Source organism: Blastococcus sp. HT6-4 (assembly GCF_039679125.1).
Lineage (GTDB): Bacteria > Actinomycetota > Actinomycetes > Mycobacteriales > Geodermatophilaceae > Blastococcus > Blastococcus montanus.
Window position 1 is genome coordinate 1,454,658 of the sequence record NZ_CP155551.1, and the last position, 19,861, is coordinate 1,474,518.

Annotated in this window: 18 protein-coding genes; 13 read left to right on the plus strand and 5 right to left on the minus strand. The window is 74.2% G+C overall.

Annotated features, from left to right (window positions below):
* Positions 1-65: 65 nt before the first annotated feature.
* Together ABDB74_RS07150 and ABDB74_RS07155 are read left to right on the plus strand one after the other, a co-directional pair.
* Positions 66-860 carry an alpha/beta hydrolase gene (locus ABDB74_RS07150; RefSeq protein ID WP_346622864.1) on the plus strand — a complete coding sequence of 265 codons (795 nt, stop codon included), beginning with the start codon at positions 66-68 and terminating at the stop codon, positions 858-860.
* A 53-nt stretch (positions 861-913) separates the two neighbouring features.
* A complete protein-coding gene (locus ABDB74_RS07155; RefSeq protein WP_346622865.1) occupies positions 914-1,342 on the plus strand; it encodes a ChaB family protein in 429 nt (142 codons plus the stop codon).
* Positions 1,343-1,420: 78 nt separating this feature from the next.
* Here ABDB74_RS07155 and ABDB74_RS07160 read toward each other — a convergent pair whose 3' ends face one another.
* Both ABDB74_RS07160 and ABDB74_RS07165 read right to left on the minus strand, forming a co-directional pair.
* The gene (locus tag ABDB74_RS07160; protein ID WP_346622866.1) at positions 1,421-2,731 is read right to left on the minus strand and encodes a M24 family metallopeptidase; all 1,311 of its coding nucleotides are present in this window, start codon (positions 2,729-2,731) and stop codon (positions 1,421-1,423) included.
* A gap of 86 nt (positions 2,732-2,817) precedes the next feature.
* Complete coding sequence (locus tag ABDB74_RS07165) at positions 2,818-3,927, minus strand: GGDEF domain-containing protein (protein ID WP_346622868.1); 1,110 nt, start codon at positions 3,925-3,927, stop codon at positions 2,818-2,820.
* 100 nt (positions 3,928-4,027) lie between these two features.
* Here ABDB74_RS07165 and ABDB74_RS07170 point away from each other — a divergent pair, with 100 nt between their 5' ends.
* The 4 genes from ABDB74_RS07170 to ABDB74_RS07185 all read left to right on the plus strand — a co-directional run bounded on the left by ABDB74_RS07170 (position 4,028) and on the right by ABDB74_RS07185 (position 6,285).
* Complete coding sequence (locus ABDB74_RS07170) at positions 4,028-4,501, plus strand: cupin domain-containing protein (RefSeq protein WP_346622869.1); 474 nt, start codon at positions 4,028-4,030, stop codon at positions 4,499-4,501.
* A 58-nt stretch (positions 4,502-4,559) separates the two neighbouring features.
* On the plus strand, positions 4,560-4,742 hold the full coding sequence (locus ABDB74_RS07175; RefSeq protein ID WP_346622871.1) for a hypothetical protein: 183 nt from the start codon (positions 4,560-4,562) through the stop codon (positions 4,740-4,742).
* Between the two features lie 70 nt (positions 4,743-4,812).
* Complete coding sequence (npdG, locus tag ABDB74_RS07180; RefSeq protein ID WP_346622873.1) at positions 4,813-5,508, plus strand: NADPH-dependent F420 reductase; 696 nt, start codon at positions 4,813-4,815, stop codon at positions 5,506-5,508.
* A 15-nt stretch (positions 5,509-5,523) separates the two neighbouring features.
* The gene (locus tag ABDB74_RS07185) at positions 5,524-6,285 is read left to right on the plus strand and encodes a helical backbone metal receptor (protein ID WP_346622874.1); all 762 of its coding nucleotides are present in this window, start codon (positions 5,524-5,526) and stop codon (positions 6,283-6,285) included.
* A gap of 19 nt (positions 6,286-6,304) precedes the next feature.
* On the opposite strand, the gene panB is transcribed toward ABDB74_RS07185, so the two are convergent.
* Both panB and ABDB74_RS07195 read right to left on the minus strand, forming a co-directional pair.
* Complete coding sequence (panB, locus tag ABDB74_RS07190; protein WP_346622876.1) at positions 6,305-7,171, minus strand: 3-methyl-2-oxobutanoate hydroxymethyltransferase; 867 nt, start codon at positions 7,169-7,171, stop codon at positions 6,305-6,307.
* A complete protein-coding gene (locus tag ABDB74_RS07195) occupies positions 7,168-9,012 on the minus strand; it encodes an NAD+ synthase (protein ID WP_346622877.1) in 1,845 nt (614 codons plus the stop codon). Before ABDB74_RS07195 ends, panB begins: the two co-directional genes overlap by 4 nt.
* 242 nt (positions 9,013-9,254) lie before the next feature.
* On the opposite strand from ABDB74_RS07195, the gene glnA reads away from it, so the two are divergent.
* From glnA to ABDB74_RS07230, 7 genes are all read left to right on the plus strand, one after another.
* A complete protein-coding gene (gene glnA / locus ABDB74_RS07200) occupies positions 9,255-10,595 on the plus strand; it encodes a type I glutamate--ammonia ligase (protein ID WP_346622878.1) in 1,341 nt (446 codons plus the stop codon).
* 33 nt (positions 10,596-10,628) lie between these two features.
* Entirely contained in the window at positions 10,629-11,360 is a 732-nt protein-coding gene (locus ABDB74_RS07205) for a type 1 glutamine amidotransferase (protein WP_346622879.1), read from the plus strand.
* Complete coding sequence (locus ABDB74_RS07210; protein ID WP_346622881.1) at positions 11,357-14,461, plus strand: bifunctional [glutamine synthetase] adenylyltransferase/[glutamine synthetase]-adenylyl-L-tyrosine phosphorylase; 3,105 nt, start codon at positions 11,357-11,359, stop codon at positions 14,459-14,461. The genes ABDB74_RS07205 and ABDB74_RS07210 overlap by 4 nt, the downstream gene beginning before the upstream one ends.
* A gap of 117 nt (positions 14,462-14,578) precedes the next feature.
* Positions 14,579-16,153, plus strand: a complete 1,575-nt coding sequence (locus ABDB74_RS07215; RefSeq protein WP_346622883.1) for a hypothetical protein — start codon at positions 14,579-14,581, stop codon at positions 16,151-16,153.
* Between the two features lie 53 nt (positions 16,154-16,206).
* Positions 16,207-16,527 (plus strand): CDGSH iron-sulfur domain-containing protein, encoded by a 321-nt coding sequence (locus ABDB74_RS07220; RefSeq protein ID WP_346622885.1) that lies wholly within the window; start codon positions 16,207-16,209, stop codon positions 16,525-16,527.
* A 57-nt stretch (positions 16,528-16,584) separates the two neighbouring features.
* Positions 16,585-17,478 carry a bile acid:sodium symporter family protein gene (locus ABDB74_RS07225; RefSeq protein WP_346622886.1) on the plus strand — a complete coding sequence of 298 codons (894 nt, stop codon included), beginning with the start codon at positions 16,585-16,587 and terminating at the stop codon, positions 17,476-17,478.
* A 229-nt stretch (positions 17,479-17,707) separates the two neighbouring features.
* On the plus strand, positions 17,708-18,796 hold the full coding sequence (locus ABDB74_RS07230; protein ID WP_346621943.1) for an IS110 family transposase: 1,089 nt from the start codon (positions 17,708-17,710) through the stop codon (positions 18,794-18,796).
* A gap of 28 nt (positions 18,797-18,824) precedes the next feature.
* Here the strand turns inward: ABDB74_RS07230 and ABDB74_RS07235 are convergent, their stop codons facing one another.
* Complete coding sequence (locus tag ABDB74_RS07235; protein ID WP_346622888.1) at positions 18,825-19,838, minus strand: iron-containing redox enzyme family protein; 1,014 nt, start codon at positions 19,836-19,838, stop codon at positions 18,825-18,827.
* Positions 19,839-19,861: the final 23 nt, after the last annotated feature.

A 19,861-nucleotide genomic window follows, 5' to 3' on the forward strand; every position in this document is an offset into this window, starting at 1 on the left:
CTCCGGTACGCCGACGTCGGCGGGGACGTCGTCATCCGGTTCCGCGCGGGCGGTGACGGCCCCCGGTGGTGCTCCTGCACGGGCACCCGCGCACGCACACCACCTGGCACCGGGTCGCCCCGCTGCTGGTGGCGGCCGGGCACACCGTCGTCTGCCCCGACCTGCGCGGCTACGGGCGGTCGACGGTGGTGCCGACGACACCGGACCACGCGCCCTACTCCAAGCGCGCCATGGCCGGTGACGTCGTCGCGCTGATGCGGGCGCTCGGGCACGACCGGTTCGCCGCCGTCGGGCACGACCGCGGCAGCTACGTGGCGCTCCGGACGGCGCTGGACCATCCCGATGCCGTCGTCAGGCTGGCGGTGCTCGACTGCATCCCGATCGTCGAGCACCTCGACCGCGCGGACGCCCGGTTCGCCACCGCCTGGTGGCACTGGTTCTTCTTCGCCCAGCCGGAGAAGCCCGAGCGGGCGATCTGCGCCGACCCCGACGCCTGGTACGGCTCCCTGGCGCCGGGCCGGGCCGCCGCCATGGGCGAGGACAACCACGCCGACCACCTGGCCGCGATCCGGGACCCGGACACCGTCTTCGCCATGCTCGAGGACTACCGGGCCGGTCTCGGCATCGACCGGGCCGCCGAGGAGGCCGACCGGGCCGCGGGCCGCAGGGTCACCTGCCCGACGCTGGTGCTGTGGTCGGGCCGTGACGACCTCGAGGACCTGCATGGCGACCCGCGCACCATCTGGGCGGAGTGGGCCACCGACGTGCGCGGCGGCGTCCGCATCGACAGTGGCCACCACATGGCCGAGGAGGCCCCGGACGAGCTGGTCGCGGCGCTCGTCCCCTTTCTCGCGATGTGATCATCTCCGCCGATCGGGGTAGGGCCTCCGGCGACGACGAGAGAGGAGCGACCATGCCGAAGACGGCGAAGAACGGGTCGGCCAAGCAGTCGGAGCTGCCCAGCACGCTGCAGCGTTCGCCCAAGAAGGCGCAGCGCACCTTCACCAAGGCCTACGACTCGGCGGTGGACGAGTACGACGACGAGGAGCGCGCCAACCGGACGGCCTGGGCCGCGGTGAAGCACTCCTTCGAGAAGGTGGGCGACCACTGGGAGAAGAAGCCTGGTGGCAAGAAGGGGCCCTCCGACGAGCAGGCCGAGGGTGGCCGGGGGACGAACAAGGACACCAAGGGGGGCGTGAACGCCAACGCCTCCAAGTCCCATCTCTACGACCTCGCCAAGAAGCTCGACATCGACGGCCGCTCGACGATGAAGAAGAAGGAACTGGTCGACGCCATCAAGAAGGCGAGCGACAAGAAGACCGCCGCGGCGCGCAAGAAGTAGCCCGCGGCCCGGGGCGACGACCAGGCGGTGGTCGCCCCGACGCCTCCTGTGCCACCGCGGTGCGCCGGGCGCCCGCGGTCAGCCGGGCGGGATCAGGACGAAGCCGGTCTGCCGGCCGTCCAGGTACTCGACCCCGTCGTCGGTGAGCGCGATGCCCTCCTCGAGGCCGAGCCGCACGCACTGGCCGCCCCACTCGGGGACCGGTCGCCGGACCGCCAGCTCCAGCGCGTACACGGTGTGGGGGTGCACCGGGTAGTCGCCGGCCCCGGGGACGCCGCGCTGCTCGTCCCACTGCCCGATCGCCGGCCCGGCGCCGTGGCCGTGGTAGCCCACCGGGTGCGAGTAGATGTCGCCGTCGATGCCCTCGGCGGCCGCCGCGGCGCGGGCGGCGGCCAGCACCTCGTTCCCCGTGCGGCCGGGCTGCAGCGCCGTGGTGGTCAGGTCCTGCAGGCGGTTCGCGGCCCGCAGCGCGGCACGCAGGCCGTCGGGCGCCGCGGTCTCACCGGGCCGGAGGACGTAGGCGTTGCGCTGGGTGTCGGTCCGCAGCCCGAGGCTGGTCAGCCCGACGTCGCAGTGCAGGAGGTCACCGGGCCGGACGACGGAGTCGTAGGGGACGGCCGGCAGCAGCGTGCCCTGCTCCTCGGCCAGCGGCACCCCGCACCGCTGCAGGACGACGCCGGGCTGGAACCACGGCTCCACGCCGAGGTCGTGGAAGCGCTGCCGGATCCACCAGGCGACGTCGAGCGCCGTCGTCGTCCCCACGGTGACGACGGCGGGGGAGAACGCCTCGGCGATGGTCTCGTGCACCAGCCGGTTGAGCGCCCGCAGCGCCGCGATCTCCTCGGGCAGGCGGGTCTCCAGCCAGCCCACCGCCAGCTCCTCGGCCGGCACCAGCCGGTCGGCGTAGGGCCCCAGGGCCTCCGTGAGCAGGCGGTGGTCGGTGTGTGACAGCCCGTCGGCCAGCGCGAACCGCTCCGAGACGTCGATGCCGATGCGCCGGGGGTCGGCCTGCTCGACGAACCGGCGCACCTCCGCCCACTGGGCGTGCTCGGGCGGCTCCCCCGTCGTGGACCCCGGCGTCCACGCCGGCAGGAACTGGCCCACCGGGTAGCGGGAGACCGCCGCCGGGGTGACGCCGTCGTCGCTGCGGTGCAGCACGAGGATCGTGCGTCGCCGGGCCGACAGCCAGGTGGCCGGCAGCAGTGTGGCGAGCACCGGGTCCTCGTTGTACTCGCGGCCCACCACGATCCACAGATCGATGCCTGCGCGGTCCATCAGGCCGGGCAGCACGTCGAGCAGTCGCTGGCTGAGCCAGCGGTCGCGCACGTCGGCCTGCTCGCGCAGCGGCAGGGGAACCGTCCGCGTCGGGTCAGGCGCGACGACCGTCATGCGCCTAGCGAAGCAGAGAACGGCCGAACCCACCGGTCGAGAAGGGCACCTCCGCTCGGACGCCGTCCGGGCGGGGGACGGCGGGGCTAGGCGGTCGTCCGGTCAGGCCGTGGCGCGCGGGCCGGCGCGAGGGGAGCTGCGGCCACCCGGTTGCGTCCCTCCCGCTTGGCGTCGTACATCGCGGCGTCGGCCCGGTCGATCAGCCGCCACAGCGCGGCGACCGGGTCCTCCCCGTCGACCGGCCGGACCACGGCGAGGCCGACCGAGGCGGTGACCGCGTGCCCGTCGCCTCCGCGGCCGTCGGCGACCGCCTGCCGCAGTCGTTCGGCCAGCCGGGTCGCCTCGGTGACGTCGCTGACCGAGCCCAGGACGACGAGCTCCTCACCGCCCGTCCGGGCCAGCACGTCGGCCGGGCGGACGGTGGTGGACAGCGACCGGGCCACGGCGCCGAGGACGGAGTCGCCGGCCGCGTGGCCGAACTCGTCGTTGAGCCGCTTGAAGTGGTCGAGATCGAGCACCATGGCGGTCACGTGGCTGCCGTCGCGGCGGGCCTGCCGCCACAGCCGGGGGGCCTGCTCGACCAGGTAGCGGCGGTTGTGCAGGCCGGTCAGCGGGTCGAGCCGGGCGAGGCTCTCGGTGTGCTCGAGCAGCCGCTGCACCCGCCGGCGCAGGAGGAAGACGCCCGCCGCGGCGCCGTTCAGCGTCCCCGCGCTGACGCCCACCTGGACCCCGAGGCCCACGGCGCTGTCGTAGCTGGGCCACAGCGCCGCCAGGCAGACGGCCGTCGTCACGGCCATGTGCACGGCCAGCCCCCGCAGGTCCAGGAACCAGGCGGCGACGAGGGCCGGGAACAGCAGCATGAGCGGCGTGGCGTAGCGCAGCGGGTCCTCGATGCAGAGGACGACGGCGAGGTAGACCAGGTCGCCCAGGATCACCAGGGCGAAGGTGTGGCGTGGCCCGGCGCGACCCCGGACGCCCAGGGCCACCGCGAGCCCGAACAGCAGCAGCATGGTGGCGCCGTAGGCCCACCGCGCGGCGCCCTCGCGCAGCACGCCGTCGACGACGAGGTTGATCGAGCCCATGAGCGCTCCGGTGGCCAGGAGCGTGGCCACCGTCAGCCCGGCGACCCGGCGCTCGGGACCGCGTGCCGACTCGCTCCCCGCGGCTTCCGGGAGGCCGGCGTCCAGGCTGATCACGGCACGAGGATGCCGTACGACCAGGCGTTTCGGCACGGTTCCGGATGCGATCACGCCGGTGGGCCGCCCGTGCGGGTGAGGTCGGTGCCAGGGTGGGGCCATGTCGCACCCCGATCCGGCACTGGTCGACGTCCGTCCGCTCGCCGACCACCCACTGGCCGACGCGGGGGAGGGCCGGGCCCTGCGGATGGTGGCGCCGGGGGCGGTCACCGCCGGCCGGTTCGGATTGGTGGAGTACCGGCTCGGGCCGCGCACCCCGGGGGCGGCGCCGCACTACCACCGCACGTTCTCCGAGTCGTTCTACGTGCTCTCGGGGGAGCTGACCCTCTTCGTGGACGGCGCGTGGCGCGTGTGCCGGCCGGGCGACTTCGCCATCGCGCACGAGCAGGGGGTGCACGGCTTCCGCAACGACGGCGACGAGCCCGCCTCGATGCTCATCCTCTTCACGCCCGGCATCGCCCGGGAGACCTTCTTCGCCGAGATGGCCGAGATCGCGCGTAGCGGCCGGACGCCGACCACGGAGGAGATGGCCGCCCTCTACGCCCGGCACGACCAGGTGATGGTCGACGCCTGAGCGACCACAGCCGAGGGATGGAAGGCTGGTTCCCGACGACGAGCGAAGGAGGCTGCGCATGCCGCAGGGGCCGTGGTTCTACTGCCTCAAGCACCGCACCGTCGAGGACCGGGACGGGTGCGCCGAGCGCCACCGGCTGGGTCCGTACGACACCCGGCAGGAGGCCGAGCAGGCGCTGGAGACGGTCGCCGAGCGCAACGAGCGGCTCGACGCCGAGGACCGCGAGTGGGAGGGCGACTGAAGCGCCCTCCCACGGCGAGGCATGATCGGTCCGGAAAGCCGGGCTGTCCGGCTCCGCGGGAGGGGTGGACGTGACGGACGGTCGCGCGGTCGAGGAACTGGTCGTCGGGGTGCTGGGTGGCACCGGTCCCCAGGGGCGCGGGCTGGCCGTCCGGCTGGCCGCCCAGGGGCAGCGGGTGCTGCTGGGGTCGCGGGACGCCGAGCGCGCCGCCGAGGTGGCCGCCGAGGTCGCCCAGCGGGCGGCGACGGTGGCGGGGGACGCCGCGGTCTCCGTCACCGGCGGTTCCAACGTCGACGTCGCCGGGGCGGCGGACCTGGTCATCGTCGCGGTGCCCTTCGCCGGGCACGCCGCCACGCTGGCCGAGCTGGCCACCCCGCTGGCCGGGAAGATCGTCGTCGACTGCGTGGTGCCCATGGGCTTCGACGAGCTGGGCGCCTACGTGCTCGACGTCGAGGAGGGCAGCGTCGCCCAGCAGGCGGCCACGCTGCTGCCCGACTCGCACGTGGTGGGCGCGTTCCACCACCTGTCGGCGACGCTGCTGGAAGACCTGTCCAAGCCCACCATCGACGGCGACGTGATGGTGATCGGCGACGACCGCGGCGCGATGGACACGGTGCAGGCCCTGGCCGGCCGCATCCCCGGCATGCGCGGGATCTACGCCGGCCGGCTGCGCAACGCCCGCCAGGTCGAGGCGCTGACCATCAACCTCGTCTCGGTCAACCGCCGCTACAAGGTGCACGCCGGCATCCGGGTCACCGACGTCTGACCGCCGGACCTCGTCGTGCCCGCGCCGGAGCGCCGCGACGACCGGGGGACCGCCTACGACGGGCCACCTCCGCGTCGCGTCGTGTCGCTGGTCCCGTCGCTGACCGAGGCGGTCGCGGTCACCGACGCGGGCCTGCTCGCCGGTGCCACGGACTGGTGCACGCATCCCGTGGGGCTCGACGTGCCGCGGGTCGGGGGTACCAAGTGGCCCGACCTCGCCCGGGTGCTCGCGCTGGCGCCGGACCTCGTCGTCGCGAACGCCGAGGAGAACCGGGACGAGGACGTGGCCGCGCTGCGCGCCGCCGGCATCCCGGTGTGGGTGACGGCGCCGGCGACCGTCGACCAGGCGCTCGACTCGCTCGGCCGGCTGCTCGCGGCGCTGGACCGGCCCGACCCGGGCTGGCTGCGGCGCGCCCACGAGGTCTGGGCCGACCGGCCCCGGCTGCCCGGCGCGCGCGCCGTCGTCCCGATCTGGCGGCGGCCGTGGATGGTGCTCGGCCGGGACACCTTCGCCGGTGACGTGCTGGCCCGGCTCGGCGTCCGCAACGTCTTCGCCGGACACGTGGACCGCTACCCGAAGCTGGCCAGGAACGAGCCCGCGACGGTCGACGTCGACCTGGTCGTGTTCCCCGACGAGCCCTACGCGTTCACCCCCGACGACGGCCCCGAGGCATGGCCACAGGCCCGGCCGGTGTTCGTGAGCGGGCGCCACCTCACCTGGTACGGCCCCTCGCTGGTCGAGGCGCCGGCGGTGCTGCTGGGTCAGCTCACCGGCTGACGTCCACCGGAGCGGCCGGTCAGTCGAAGGAGTGCTCGGGACCGGGGAAGACGCCGCCGCGGACCTCGTCGGCGTACTCCCGGGCCGCCCGCAGCAGCTCGCCCCGCAGGTCGGCGTACTTCTTCACGAACCTGGGCACCCGCCCGCCGTTGAGCCCGGCCATGTCCGGCCACACGAGCACCTGGGCGTCGCAGTCGACGCCCGCGCCGATCCCGATGGTGGGGATGGACAGCTCCTTGGTCACCTGGCCGGCGATCTCGGCCGGGACCATCTCCAGGACGACGGCGAACGCACCCGCCTCCTGCACCGCGTGCGCGTCGGCCAGCAGCTGGTCGGCGCCCGCGCCGCGGCCCTGCACCCGGAACCCGCCGAGGGCGTGCTCGCTCTGCGGCGTGAACCCCACGTGCGCCATGACGGGGATGCCCGACTCCCGCAGCAGCCGGATCTGCGGGGCCACCCGCACGCCGCCCTCGAGCTTGACCGCCTGGGCGCCGCCCTCCTTCATCATCCGGACGGCGGTGTCGAACGCCTGCTGCGGACCGGACTCGTAGCTGCCGAACGGCAGGTCGGCCACGATCAGCGCCCGCTTCGTGGAGCGGGTGACCGCCTTGGTCATCACCAGGAGGTCCTCGACGGTGACCGCCACCGTGCTGGTGTGCCCGAGGACGACGTTGCCCGCCGAGTCGCCCACCAGCAGCACCGGGATGCCGGCCTCCTCGAAGACCGCCGCGCTGTAGGTGTCGTAGGCGGTGAGCATCGCCCACTTCTCACCACGCTGCTTGGCCTGCTGGAGGTGGTGGACACGCACGCGTGCGGTCGACGTGCCGCCGTAGAGCACCGACTCGGTCACTGCGCTGTCCTTCGCCGAACTCGCGGACTCGTTCACGATGCTCCTTCGCGGACCGTGGGCAGGGTCTCCCGCCAGCGGTTGGTGATGGGCAGGCGCCGGTCGCGACCGAACGCCTTGAGGCTGATCTTGGTGCCCGGGGCCGACTGGCGGCGCTTGAACTCGGCTGCGTCCACCAGCCGGAGGACCCGGGCGACCACCTCCGGGTCGTGCCCGCGCTCGAGCAGCTCGGCCAGCCCGAGGTCCCGGTCGACGTAGTCGGTGATCACCGCGTCCAGCTCGTCGTAGGAGGGCAGCGAGTCGCTGTCCACCTGGCCGGGCGCGAGCTCGGCCGAGGGGGGCTTGTCGATCGAGTTCCGCGGGATCGGCTCGGTCTCCCCGCGGCGGCGGGCCTCGGCGTTGCGCCACCGGGCCAGCTCCCAGACCAGGGTCTTGGGCACGTCCTTGATCGGGGCGAAGCCGCCGGCCGAGTCGCCGTACAGGGTCGAGTAGCCGACGGCGACCTCGCTCTTGTTCCCCGTCGTCAGCAGCAGGTGGCCGTGCTGGTTGGACAGGCCCATGAGGAGCGTGCCGCGCACCCGCGCCTGCAGGTTCTCGGCGGCCACGCCGGACAGCTCGACCGAGGCCTCGTAGGCGTCGACCATCGGCGCGATCGGCACGACCGAGTAGTGCAGGCCGGTCCGGCGGGCGAGGTCCTCGGCGTCGGCGAGGGAGTGCTCGCTGGACCACTTCGACGGCAGCCCCACGCCGTGCACCCGGTCGGCGCCGAGCGCGTCGACGGCGAGGGCTGCGCAGACCGCCGAGTCGATCCCGCCGGAGAGGCCCAGGACGACCGAGGGCATGCCGTTCTTGTCGATGAAGTCGCGCAGGCCCACGACCAGGGCCCGCCAGACCTCCTCGCAGTCGCCGAGCGGCTCGGCGATCGTGGCCGCCCGGGCCTCGAACGCCGGCACGGGCTCCTCGGACAGCACGTGCCGGGTGACCGTCATGGGCCCGATCCGGCCGTCCCGGCGCTCGGGCGCCGTCGTCGGGTCGAGAGCGAGGTCGACGACGAGCAGGTGCTCGACGAACTGCGGCGCGCGGGCCAGCAGGGTGCCGTCGGCGGCCACCACCATCGAGTCGCCGTCGAAGACGAGCTCGTCCTGCCCGCCGACCTGGTTGCAGTAGACGATCGGGGCGCGCGCCTCGGCCGCCCGCCGGCGGACCATGGGCAGCCGCAGGTCGTCCTTGGCGCGCTCGTACGGGGAGGCGTTGGGGGAGACGACGAGGTCGACGCCGGCCCGGCCGGCGACGCCGCACGGCCCGCCCTCGACCCAGAGGTCCTCGCAGATGGTCAGGGCGACGTCCACGCCGTGCAGCCGGACGATCTGCAGCTCGGTGCCGGGCACGAAGTACCGGGCCTCGTCGAAGACGCCGTAGTTGGGCAGGTGCCGCTTGTAGTACCGCGCGACGACCTCCCCGCCGTGCAGGAGGGCGGCGGCGTTGCGGGGGGTGCCCCGGCGGGGGTTGGCGTCGCCGGGCAGGTCGGCGGCGTCCTCGTGCTCGCCGCCCGGCTCCGCCTCGGGGCCCGGGGCGCCGTCCGCGCTGTGCGCCAGGTACCCGACGACGACGGCGACGTCGCCGAGGCCCTGCTCGGCGAGCCGGGCCGCGAGGTCGACCACGGCGCGCTCGCTGGCGCGGGCGAACGACTCGCGGAGCACGAGGTCCTCCGGGGGGTACCCGGTGAGCGTCATCTCGGGGAGGACCACGAGGTGTGCGCCGGCGTCGGCGGCCTGCCGCACCCGGTCGAGGACGCGGTCCGCGTTGCCGTCGAGGTCACCGACGCGGGTGTCGATCTGGGCCAGGCCCACCCGCAGCTGCACCGCTCGCTGATCGTTCACGAGGCCAGTCTGGTCGTCACCGGCCTCCGGCGGCCAGACGGGTCCTTGTCCGGCCGGTCACTCGCCGGCGGCAGGCGCGGGGTCGAGGAGCTGCCGCTGCGGCGCGCCGGGCCCCCGCCGGCCCGGCCGGACCTGCGACACGACGACGGTTCGTGGCGCACCCCCGTGTGCGAACCGCCCGGACGGGGCAGGCTTGCGCTGAATTCACATCCCGGAAACGAGCGGACTGGATCATGGCGGGCATGGACCGACAGCAGGAGTTCGTCCTGCGGACCCTGGAAGAACGTGACATCCGTTTCGTGCGGCTGTGGTTCACCGACGTCTCGGGCTACCTCAAGGCCGTCGCGGTGGCGCCGGCCGAGATCGAGGCGGCCTTCGCGGAGGGCATCGGCTTCGACGGCTCGGCGATCGAGGGCTTCGCCCGCGTCTACGAGTCCGACATGCTCGCCAAGCCCGACCCGGGCACCTTCCAGGTGATGCCGGCGGCCAAGGGGCAGCCGAGCGACACCGCGCGGATGTTCTGCGACATCACGCTGCCCGACGGCTCGCCGTCCTGGGCCGACCCGCGGCACGTGCTGCGCCGGACGCTGGCCAAGGCCGCCGACATGGGGTTCACCTTCTACACCCACCCCGAGGTCGAGTTCTTCCTGCTGAAGGACCTGCCGGCCGACGGCAGCCCGCCGGAGCCGGCCGACAACGGCGGCTACTTCGACCTCTCCACGCACAACGTGGCGCACGACTTCCGCCGGGAGGCGGTCTTCGCGCTCGAGGCCATGGGCATCTCGGTCGAGTTCAGCCACCACGAGGTGGCGCCCGGCCAGCAGGAGATCGACCTGCGCTACGCCGACGCGCTGTCGATGGCGGACAACATCATGACGCTGCGGCACGTCGTCCGCGAGGTGGCGCTCGCCCAGGGCGTGTACGCCACCTTCATGCCCAAGCCGTTCACCGAGCTGGCCGGCTCGGCGATGCACACGCACCTGTCGCTGTTCGAGGGCGACCGCAACGCCTTCCACGACGCGGGTGACCCCATGCGGCTGTCCACGACCGGCCGGCAGTTCATCGCCGGCCTGCTGACCCACGCCCGCGAGTACACCGCCGTCACGAACCAGACGGTGAACTCCTACCGGCGGCTCCTGGCCGGCACCGAGGCGCCGACGGCGGCGACCTGGGGCCGGGCGAACCGCTCGGCCCTGGTGCGGCTGCCCTCCTACAAGCCCAGCAAGGCGCAGTCGGCCCGGGTCGAGGTCCGCTCGCCGGACTCCGCGTGCAACCCGTACCTGACCTTCGCCGTCCTGCTCGCCGCCGGGCTGCGGGGCATCGAGAAGGGCTACGAGCTGCCGCCGGAGGCCGAGGACGACGTCTGGTCGCTCACCGACACCGAGCGCCGCGCGGCCGGGTACGAGGACCTCCCGGTCAGCCTCGGGGAGGCGCTGAGCGCGATGCAGGGCAGCGAGCTGGTCGCCGAGACCCTCGGCGAGCACGTCTTCGAGTTCTTCCTCCGCAACAAGTGGGAGGAGTTCAACTCCTACCGGCAGAACGTGACGCCATTCGAGCTGCGCCGGTACCTGCCCGGTCTCTGACGCCCACCAGGGCGGGCCACTAACCTCGACGGCGTGGCCCGCCTGCTCGTCGTCGTCCCGAGCGAGACCGATCCGCCCGCGCGGCTGGGGGAGTGGCTGCGCGAGTCCGGGCTGGAGCTCGACGAGCGCCACCTCGGCACCGGCGACCCGCTGCCGGCCGACCTGACCGGTGTGGACGGGCTCGTGGTGCTGGGCGGGCCGCAGTCGTCGCTGGACGACGAGGCCACCAGCCCCGAGCTCGTCGGCGTCCGGGCCCTGCTCCGCCGGGCGGTCGAGGCCGACCTCCCCACCCTGGCCGTCTGCCTGGGGGCGCAGCTGCTGGCGCAGGTGGGTGGCGGCCGGGTCCGCGTCGGCGTGGACGGCCCGGAGGTGGGCGCCACGCTGGTCGCCAAGCGGGACGCCGCGGACGCCGACCCGGTCTTCGGGCCGCTGCCGCTGTCGCCCGACGTGATCCAGTGGCACCACGACGAGATCGCCGAGCTGCCCGCCGGCGCGACCCTGCTCGCGAGCAGCCCGCACTACCCGTACCAGGCCTACCGGGTCGGCGACTGCGTGTACGGGCTGCAGTTCCACATCGAGACGACGCCGGAGATGGTGCGTGCCTGGGCCGGGAGCGACCCGGTCGGCGTGGCCGCCGCCCCCCTCGACCTGGAGACCCTGTGCGCCCGGGCCGACGCCGCGCACGACGACATCGCCGACGCCTGGCAGCCGTTCGCCGCCCGGTTCGCCGCGCTGGTCGAAAGCCGCTCCGGGGCGCGCGCATGACCGTGCCGCAGGCGGAGATCCCGCGCCCGGCGGTCGTCCGTCTGGTCCGCTTCGGATTCGAGGACGGCGAGCGCGCCGCGCGGCTGCTGTCCGACCCGTCGCTGGGGCTGTGGGATCTCGGGCGCAACGAGCCGGCCGACCCGGAGGCCGGCCCGGTGGTCGCGGCCCTGGCCCGCGCCGGCGATCCGGATCTCGCCGTCCGGTCGCTGCACCGGCTGGTCGAGGCGCTGGACGCGGAGGACGACACCGGTGGCGCGGCCGCCACGCTCCTGGCCCGGCTGCGCGGCTCCGGTCACCTGCGCGCGCGCCTGCTCGCCGTCCTGGGCGCGAGCTCGGGGCTGGCCGACCACCTCGCCGCCTACCCGCTGGACTGGGAGGTGCTCGACGACGCCAACGGGCCGAACCGGCCCACCCCGCACGCGCTGGAGCAGCAGATGCTCGCGGCGGTCGGTGCCGACCCCGACGACCCGCCGTGGGGGGTCCGCCTGGGCTCCGCAGCGCCCGACGCCGGGCCCTCGCGGATCGCGGCCCTGCGGCACGCCTACCGCCGGGCGATCCTGTCGCTCGCCGGGCGCGACCTGGCCGATGGGGTGCCGGCCGAGGAGGCCGCGGCGGAGCTCGCCGACATCGCCGCCGCGGTGCTCACCGCAGGCCTGGCGCTGGCCGTCGCCGAGCAGCCGCAGGACACGGCCCCCTGCCGGCTGTCGGTCATCGCGCTGGGCAAGACCGGCGGGCGGGAGCTGAACTACGTCAGCGACGTCGACGTCGTGTTCGTGGCCGAGCCGGTCGACCCCGGTGACCCCGAGCCCCCGGCCCTCGCCGGCGCCACGCGGGTCGCCGCGTCGCTCATGCGCATCTGCCAGGAGGCGGCCTGGGAGGTCGACGCCGCGCTGCGGCCCGAGGGCAAGGCCGGCGCGCTGGTGCGGACCGTCGCCGGGCACGCCGCCTACTACGACCAGTGGGCCGACACCTGGGAGTTCCAGGCGCTGCTCAAGATGCGTCCGGTCGCCGGTGACCCCGATCTGGGCCGGACCTACGTCGAGGCGCTGTGGCCGCTGGTGTGGAAGGCCGGCGACCGGCCGGGTTTCGTCGCCGAGGTCCAGGCCATGCGCCGCCGGGTCGAGGCCAACATCCCGCCGGCGCAGGCCGAGCGGGAGCTGAAGCTCGGCCGCGGGGGCCTGCGCGACGTCGAGTTCGCCGTCCAGCTGCTGCAGATGGTGCACGGCCGGGCCGATCCGATGCTCCGGGTGGGCGGCACGCTACCGGCGCTGATGACGCTGTCGGCCGGTGGGTACGTCGGCCGGGAGGACGCCGCCACCCTCATCGCCTCCTACCGCTTCCTGCGCACGGTCGAGCACCGGTTGCAGCTGCTGCGGCTGCGCCGCACCCACCTGCTGCCCACCGACGAGCAGCAGCTGCGCTGGCTGGCCCGCTCGCTGGGGTACAAGCCCGACCACCGCGGCGATGCCGTCGACGTGCTGAGGGCGGAGCTGGCGCTGCACACGCGCGAGGTGCGCCGGCTGCACGAGAAGCTCTTCTACCGGCCCCTGCTCACCGCCGTCGCCCGGGTGCCGGGGGAGCACCTCCAGCTGGGGTCCAAGGCCGCCGGTGACTGGCTGCGGGCGCTGGGCTTCGCCGACCCCGACGGCGCCCTGCGGCACCTCGCGGCGCTCACCGCCGGGGTCTCGCGGTCGGCCTCGATCCAGAAGTATCTCCTGCCGGTGCTCCTGCAGGCGTTCGCCTCCTGCCCGAACCCCGACTCCGGCCTGCTCGCCTACCGGCAGGTCAGCGATGCGCTGGGTGGCAACCAGTGGTTCCTGCGGCTGCTCCGGGACGAGGGGCAGGTGGCCGAGCGGCTCGCCCAGCTGCTGGGCTCGAGCCAGTACGTCGCCTCGCTGCTCACCCGTACCCCGGAGGCGCTGCGGCTGCTGGCCGATGACGCCGAGCTGGCGCCGCGATCGGCGGCCGCGCTGGCGAAGGCGTGGCGGCAGGCCGCCGGCCGGGCGCCGGATCCGCAGGCCGGGGTCCGGGTCATCCGCGGGCTGCGCCGGCAGGAGCTGCTGCGCATCGCCTCGGCCGACCTGCTGGGCGGGCTGGACGCGCTCCAGGTCGGGCGCGCGCTGACCGACGTCGCCGTCGCCACCCTGCAGGCCGGGCTCGACGCGGCGCTGCGGGCGCACGCCGCCGACTCGGGAACCGACGTGGCCGACCTGCCCATGGACCTCGCCGTCATCGGCATGGGCCGGCTGGGTGGGGGAGAGCTGGGGTTCGGCTCCGACGCCGACGTGCTGTTCGTGCACCGGGCGCGGTCGGGTGCCGACGAGGCCAAGGCCTCGGCCGCGGCCAACGCGGTCGCGCACACCCTCCGGCGGCTGCTCAGCGAGCCGGCGCCCGACCCGGCGTTCGAGGTCGACGCCGATCTGCGACCGGAGGGCCGGCAGGGTCCCCTGGTCCGCAGCCTCTCGGCCTTCCGCGAGTACTACGAGCGGTGGATGTCGGTCTGGGAGGCGCAGGCGCTGCTGCGGGCGGTGCCGGTCGCCGGCGACGAGCGGCTCGGCGCGGACTTCGTCGAGCTGATCGACCCGATCCGCTACCCGGCCGCCGGCCTGACCGCCGAGCAGGTGGCCGAGATCCGCCGGATCAAGGCGCGCGTCGAGCGGGAGCGGCTGCCGCGCGGCGCCGACCCGGCCACCCACACCAAGCTCGGCCGGGGCGGGCTGGCCGACGTCGAGTGGACCGTCCAGCTGCTGCAGCTCCAGCACGCCGCGGAGACGCCCGCGCTGCGGGTCACCCCCACGGCCGAGGCGCTCGGCGCCCTCGAGGAGACCGGGCTGCTCGACGGCGAGCAGGCGGACGCGCTGCGGACGGCCTGGGACCTGGCCACCCGGGCGCGGAACGCCATCTTCCTCGTACGCGGCCGGCCCAGCGATCAGCTGCCGCGCCCGGGCCTGGAGCTGGCCGGCGTCGCCCGGGCGTGCGGGTACGGCCCCGACGACGACCCGGGTCAGTTCGTCGACGACTACCGCCGGACCACCCGGCACGCCCGGACCGTGGTCGAGCAGGTGTTCTACGGGCAGCCCCCGCCCGGGCCGGCGCAGTGACCGGAGCCGGGCCGGCACATGACGATCCGGTTGCATCGGGCCCGAGTGGGTTCGGAACCGGGGAAGACGGCAAGGGCACGGGGAGGACCTGACCCCGAGACCAAGGCAGGACATGCGATGCGTTTCCTTCCCGCCGGAGTCTGCGCGGCTCTGCTCCTCACGGCCTGCACCACGGACGGCGGCTCGTCGGCCGGTTCCGACCCGAACGCGTCCCCCACCGCGTCCCCGACCACCTCACCGACCGAGATCACGCTGAGCGACGACCAGGCCCTCGAGCCGGTCGGCGACCCGGGCACCTCCGCCGTGCAGGGGGGTGGGTTCCCCGATGTCGGCCGGCCGGTCGCCCACCTCACCGACGTCCGGGCCGCCGAGCACGAGGGCTTCGACCGGGTCGTGCTGGAGTTCGAGGGCGACCGGGTGCCCAGCTACCGCGTGTCCTACGTCGAGCCGCCGGTCACGCAGGACGCCTCGGGCCGGCCGGTGGAGATCGAGGGAGACGCCTTCCTGGAGGTGCGCACCACCCCCGCCAGCACCGTCGACCTGTCCGGCGAACGCCCCGAGCAGATCTACGAGGGGGCCGACCGCATCGAGCCGGCGGGTGGCACCGTGGTGACCGAGGTCGTCCAGACCGGCGATTTCGAGGCGAACATGGCCTGGACGGTCGGCCTGACCGACCGGACACCCTACGGCGTCGCCGTCTTCCAGGATCCGCCGCGCCTGGTGGTGGACGTCCGCCATCCGTCCGAGGACGGTGCCGGCACGCTGCAGCCGATCGGGGACGGCGACACCGCCGAGTCCATCGCCACCGGCGACGGGCCGCTGGTGGCCCTCACCGACGTGCGACTCGGCGCCCACGAGGGGTTCGACCGGATCGTCTTCGAGGTCGCCGGCGAGGGTGAGGCCGGCTGGCGGGTCGGCTACACCGACGACCCGCGTGCCCAGGGGTCGGGAGCCCCGGTGGAGGTGCCCGGCGAGGCCGTCCTCGGCATCACGTTGACCAACCTCGCGCTGCCGGGCGACGCGCCCGAGGGCGTGCAGCCCTGGGACGGTCCCGACCAGCAGGAGATCGCCGGGGCGACCGTGCTGGACACCCTCGTCGAGGACACCCTCTTCGAGGGCCACTACACCTTCTTCGCCGGGGTGGACCGGGAACGCCCGTTCGCGGTCGGGGCGCTGACCTCGCCGCAGCGGATCGTGGTCGACATCCTCGCCGAGGAGCCGGCGGCGCCCGTCGCGCTCTCCCAGCGCTGCGAGAGCCCGGCCGGCTTCGCGATCTCGTATCCGGAGTCGTGGTCGGTGAACTCGGGGGAGACCGTGCCCGCGTGCACCCGGTTCGCCCCGGAGCCGTTCACTGTGCCGGCCGGTACCGATGCCCGGGTGGGTGCGGTGACCGCCTCGGTGGAGCCCGTTCCGTTCGACCGGGTCGCCGGCTCCGGACCCGACGAGGTGCAGAGCCGGACCGAGACGACGGTCGGCGGCCGGACCGCGGTGCGGATCGAGCGGGTCTCCTCGGGTGAGGGCCTCTGGCCCGAGGGGGTGCGGACCACCAGCTACGTCGTCGACCTCGGCGAAGGGGACGACGGCCCGAGCACGCTGGTGGTCAACACGGTCGGCCTGCCGCAGTTCGACTACGCGCGGAACGTCCGGGTCCTGGACCGCATGGTCGAGACCCTCGAGTTCACGGAGGGCTGAGCGGCCGGCGCCGGCGCGGTGTAGTCCCGCGTCGGCGCGGGCATGCTGGGGGTGTGTCGCGATCACTGTCGGCCGAGCCGGACCTGCCCGAGGACGTCGAGGGCGGGCCCGCCGGCGACCCGGAGGACGGCGCCACGATCACGCCCTACCGGGACGGTCCGCTGATCGTCCGCGGCGACTTCCGGCTCGTCGACCAGGACGGCACCGAGATCGACCCGGGACGCCGCACGATCGCGCTGTGCCGGTGCGGGAAGTCCGGCATCAAGCCGTTCTGCGACGGCTCGCACAAACGGGCCGGGTTCTCCGCGCCCAGCGCGCCGAGCCGGCCCCGCCCCGCGGCCCGTCTCCTGCGGGAGGACGGCGGCGAGGACTGACCGGCGCCGGGGCGTCGGATGCGGGGAACGTGACCTGCATCGCGCAGGATGCGGGCCATGGATTCTGCGCTCACCGCCGTCGCGCTCCCGCTGGCACTGGCGGTCGTCATGTTCGGGCTCGGCCTGTCGCTCACCCCCGGTGACTTCGCCCGGATCGCCCGGCAGCCGAAGGCCGTCGTCATCGCCCTCCTCCTGCAGCTGCTGGCCCTGCCGGTGCTGTGCTTCGGGCTGGTCCTGGCGTTCGACCCGCCACCCCTCCTGGCCGTGGGCCTGCTCCTGCTGGCCGCCTCGCCCGGCGGCACCACCGCGAACCTGTTCAGCCACCTCTACCGGGGTGACGTCGCGCTCAACATCAGCCTCACCGCGCTGAACTCGGTGATCGCCGTGGTGACCCTTCCCGTGGTCACGAACCTCGCGATCGGCTTCTTCGAGCCGGCCGGTGGCGGCACGCTGGGCCTGCAGTTCGGCAAGACCCTGCAGGTCTTCGCGATCGTGCTCGTGCCGGTGGCCCTCGGCATGCTGGTGCGGCGGTCGGCGGCGGCCTTCGCGGACCGGATGGACAAGCCCGTGCGGATCCTGTCGGCGCTCGTGCTCGCGCTGGTCATCGCGGGCACGATCGTCGCCGAGCGGGACGACGTCGGCGAGTACCTGCGGGCGGTCGGCCTGCCCGCCCTGGTCTTCTGCCTGTGCAGCCTGGGCGTGGGGTTCGCCGTCCCCCGGCTCCTCGGCATCGGGCGTGCGCAGGCCATCGCGAGCAGCTTCGAGATCGGTGTGCACAACAGCACGCTGGCGATCACCGTCGCGATCAGCGTGCTCGGCAGCGTGGAGCTCGCGGTGCCCGCGGCGGTCTACGGGGTCGTGATGTTCCCCGTGGCCGCGGTCTTCGGCTGGGCGATCACCCGGACGCGGACCGGCGCCGGCGAGCGCGGCGACGCGGTGCCCGCCGGCTGACAGTGAGGATGTAGGCGCTGCCCCGCAGCGGTCGTTCCTGACCCTTCGGCTGACTGACTTCGGGTCTTCAACGGGATCTGTCGGTTCGGTCCGCTGCGGGGCTGCCTGCACTCACCGGTCGTGGCGGTGTGACTTCATAGGAGCCTGTGCCAGCAGGCACCCATCACTGTCTTGTCCGTTCGCCCGGCGGTGCGTGCCGCCCTGTCGGTTGCGAGCGAGAAGGACGGCGATGACCACCATCGCACCAGAGATCGTCCCGGGCCAGGTCCAGGTGGCCGGTGGCGTGGACACCCATTCCGACACCCACACCGCTGCCGCCGTGGACGGCGCCGGGCGGCTGCTGGGCCACCGGCAGTTCCCGGCTACCGCGGCCGGCTACCGGCAACTGCTGGCCTGGCTGCGCGGGTTCGGGGTGCTGCTGGTCGTCGGCGTAGAGGGGACCGGCGTCTACGGCGCCGGGCTGGCCCGGCACCTGGCCGTCGAGGGCGTGGCGATGGTCGAGGTCGACCGGCCCGACCGCAAGACCCGCCGGTTCGCCGGCAAGTCCGATCCGCTCGACGCCGAGGCCGCCGCCCGCACCGCGCTGGCCCGCACCCGCACCGGCACCCCGAAGGACCGCAGCGGGCAGGTGGAGGCGCTGCGCAACCTGCGGGTGGCCCGTCGCAGCGCGATCGACCAGCGGGCGGACTGCCAGCGGCGGATCAAGTCGCTGATCGTCACCGCTCCCGAGCCGCTGCGCGCCCAGCTGCGCGGCCTCAAGGGCGTCACGCTGATCGGCACCTGCGCCGGGCTGCGCCCCGATCTCAACCGCATCGGCGAGCCGGAGCAGGCCGTCAAGCGCGCGCTGCGTTCATTGGCCCGCCGCCACCAGCTCCTCAGCGAGGAGATCAACGAGCTCGACGACCTCATCGGCCCGCTGGTTGCCCAGATCAACCCCGACCTGCTCGACTGCACCGGCGTGGGCGCCGACGTCGCCAGCCAGCTGCTCGTCACCGTCGGACAGAACGCCGACCGGCTGCACTCCGAGCCGGCCTTCGCCATGCTCTGCGGCGTTGCCCCGATCCCGGCCTCCTCGGGCAAGACCCACCGCCACCGGCTCAACCGCGGCGGAGACCGACAGGCCAACGCCGCCCTCTACCGCATCGTGCTCTGCCGGATGCGCTGGGACCCACGCACCCGCGCCTACGTCGAACGCCGCACCACCGAAGGCCTGTCGAAGAAGGACATCATCCGCTGCCTCAAGCGCATGATCGCCCGCGAGCTCTACTACGTCCTACGCCCCGCTCACCCAACCAACGACCTCGCTCCGGCGGCTTGACGATCCATAGGAGCATCCCCCGCCCGGCTCAGGCGGCGATCGGCTGCTGCCGGCGCAGCGCCGGGCTGCCGGCGTCCCAGGCGCCGAGCAGGTGGTGCGCCGCGAGGCCGTCCATCGCCAGGGAGGCGGCCGCGCCGAAGAGGACGTCGGCGGCGAGCTCCGGCTCCTCGGTGACCAGCGAGCCGCACATGTCCACCGAGGCGATCTGCTCGTGCACGGCGTCGGCCTCCACGTGCTCGTCGTAGAACACCGTCGTCCGCTCGTCGAAGCCCAGCCGGCGCAGCCCGGCCGAGTAGCGCCGGCTGGGCTCCGAGGAGGTCATCTCGACCGCGGTCAGGTGTCCGAGGGCCGCGCCGCGCCAGCGCCGGTGGAGGCCGAACAGCGACATGGTGTTCACCGACGAGAACGCCACGGCCGGTGCGCGGTCCCACAGCGCGCCGTAGCCGGCGTCCAGGTCGAGATCGCGCATCAGCCCGGCGAACAGTTCGCTGTGCATGCGGGCGGCGGACCCGCCGCCGTACTCGTCGGCCTGGATCTCCACCATCGCCGCCTTGGCCCGGCCCGACAGCCGCGGGACGGCGAAGGTGTGCGGATCGCCCTCCTTGAGGTGGTAGACCGACCGCAGGGTCAGGTACTCCCGCCACTGCTCGAGCGTGCCCCGCCTGGCCATGTAGGACGACAGGGACGGGCTCTCGTCGGCGTCGATGAGCGCGGTGATCTGCCGGTCGATCGGCTCGTCGGTGACCGCCAGGTCGCCCACGAGATGCTGCAGCGCGGTGAGGTGGCGGCGCTCCAGGCCGGCGCGCAGGCCGAGCAGCGCCGGGTCCCACTCCCAGTCCTCCGGCACCTCGTCGAATCCCCGGTAGTGCAGCTCGTAGCAGACGGCGAGGGAGAGTTGCAGGTCGTCGTGGGTGAGCGCCTCGTCCCGGCCCGTGGCCAGGCGCCCGGCACGCTCGAGCACCGTCTCGGACAGGCTGGTGCGGGTGGCGAGGTCGTGGGCGAGGGCGTCACTGAGCGGACCCCGTGGCTCGGGCAGGCGCATGACCGGCACCATGCCCAGTGCCC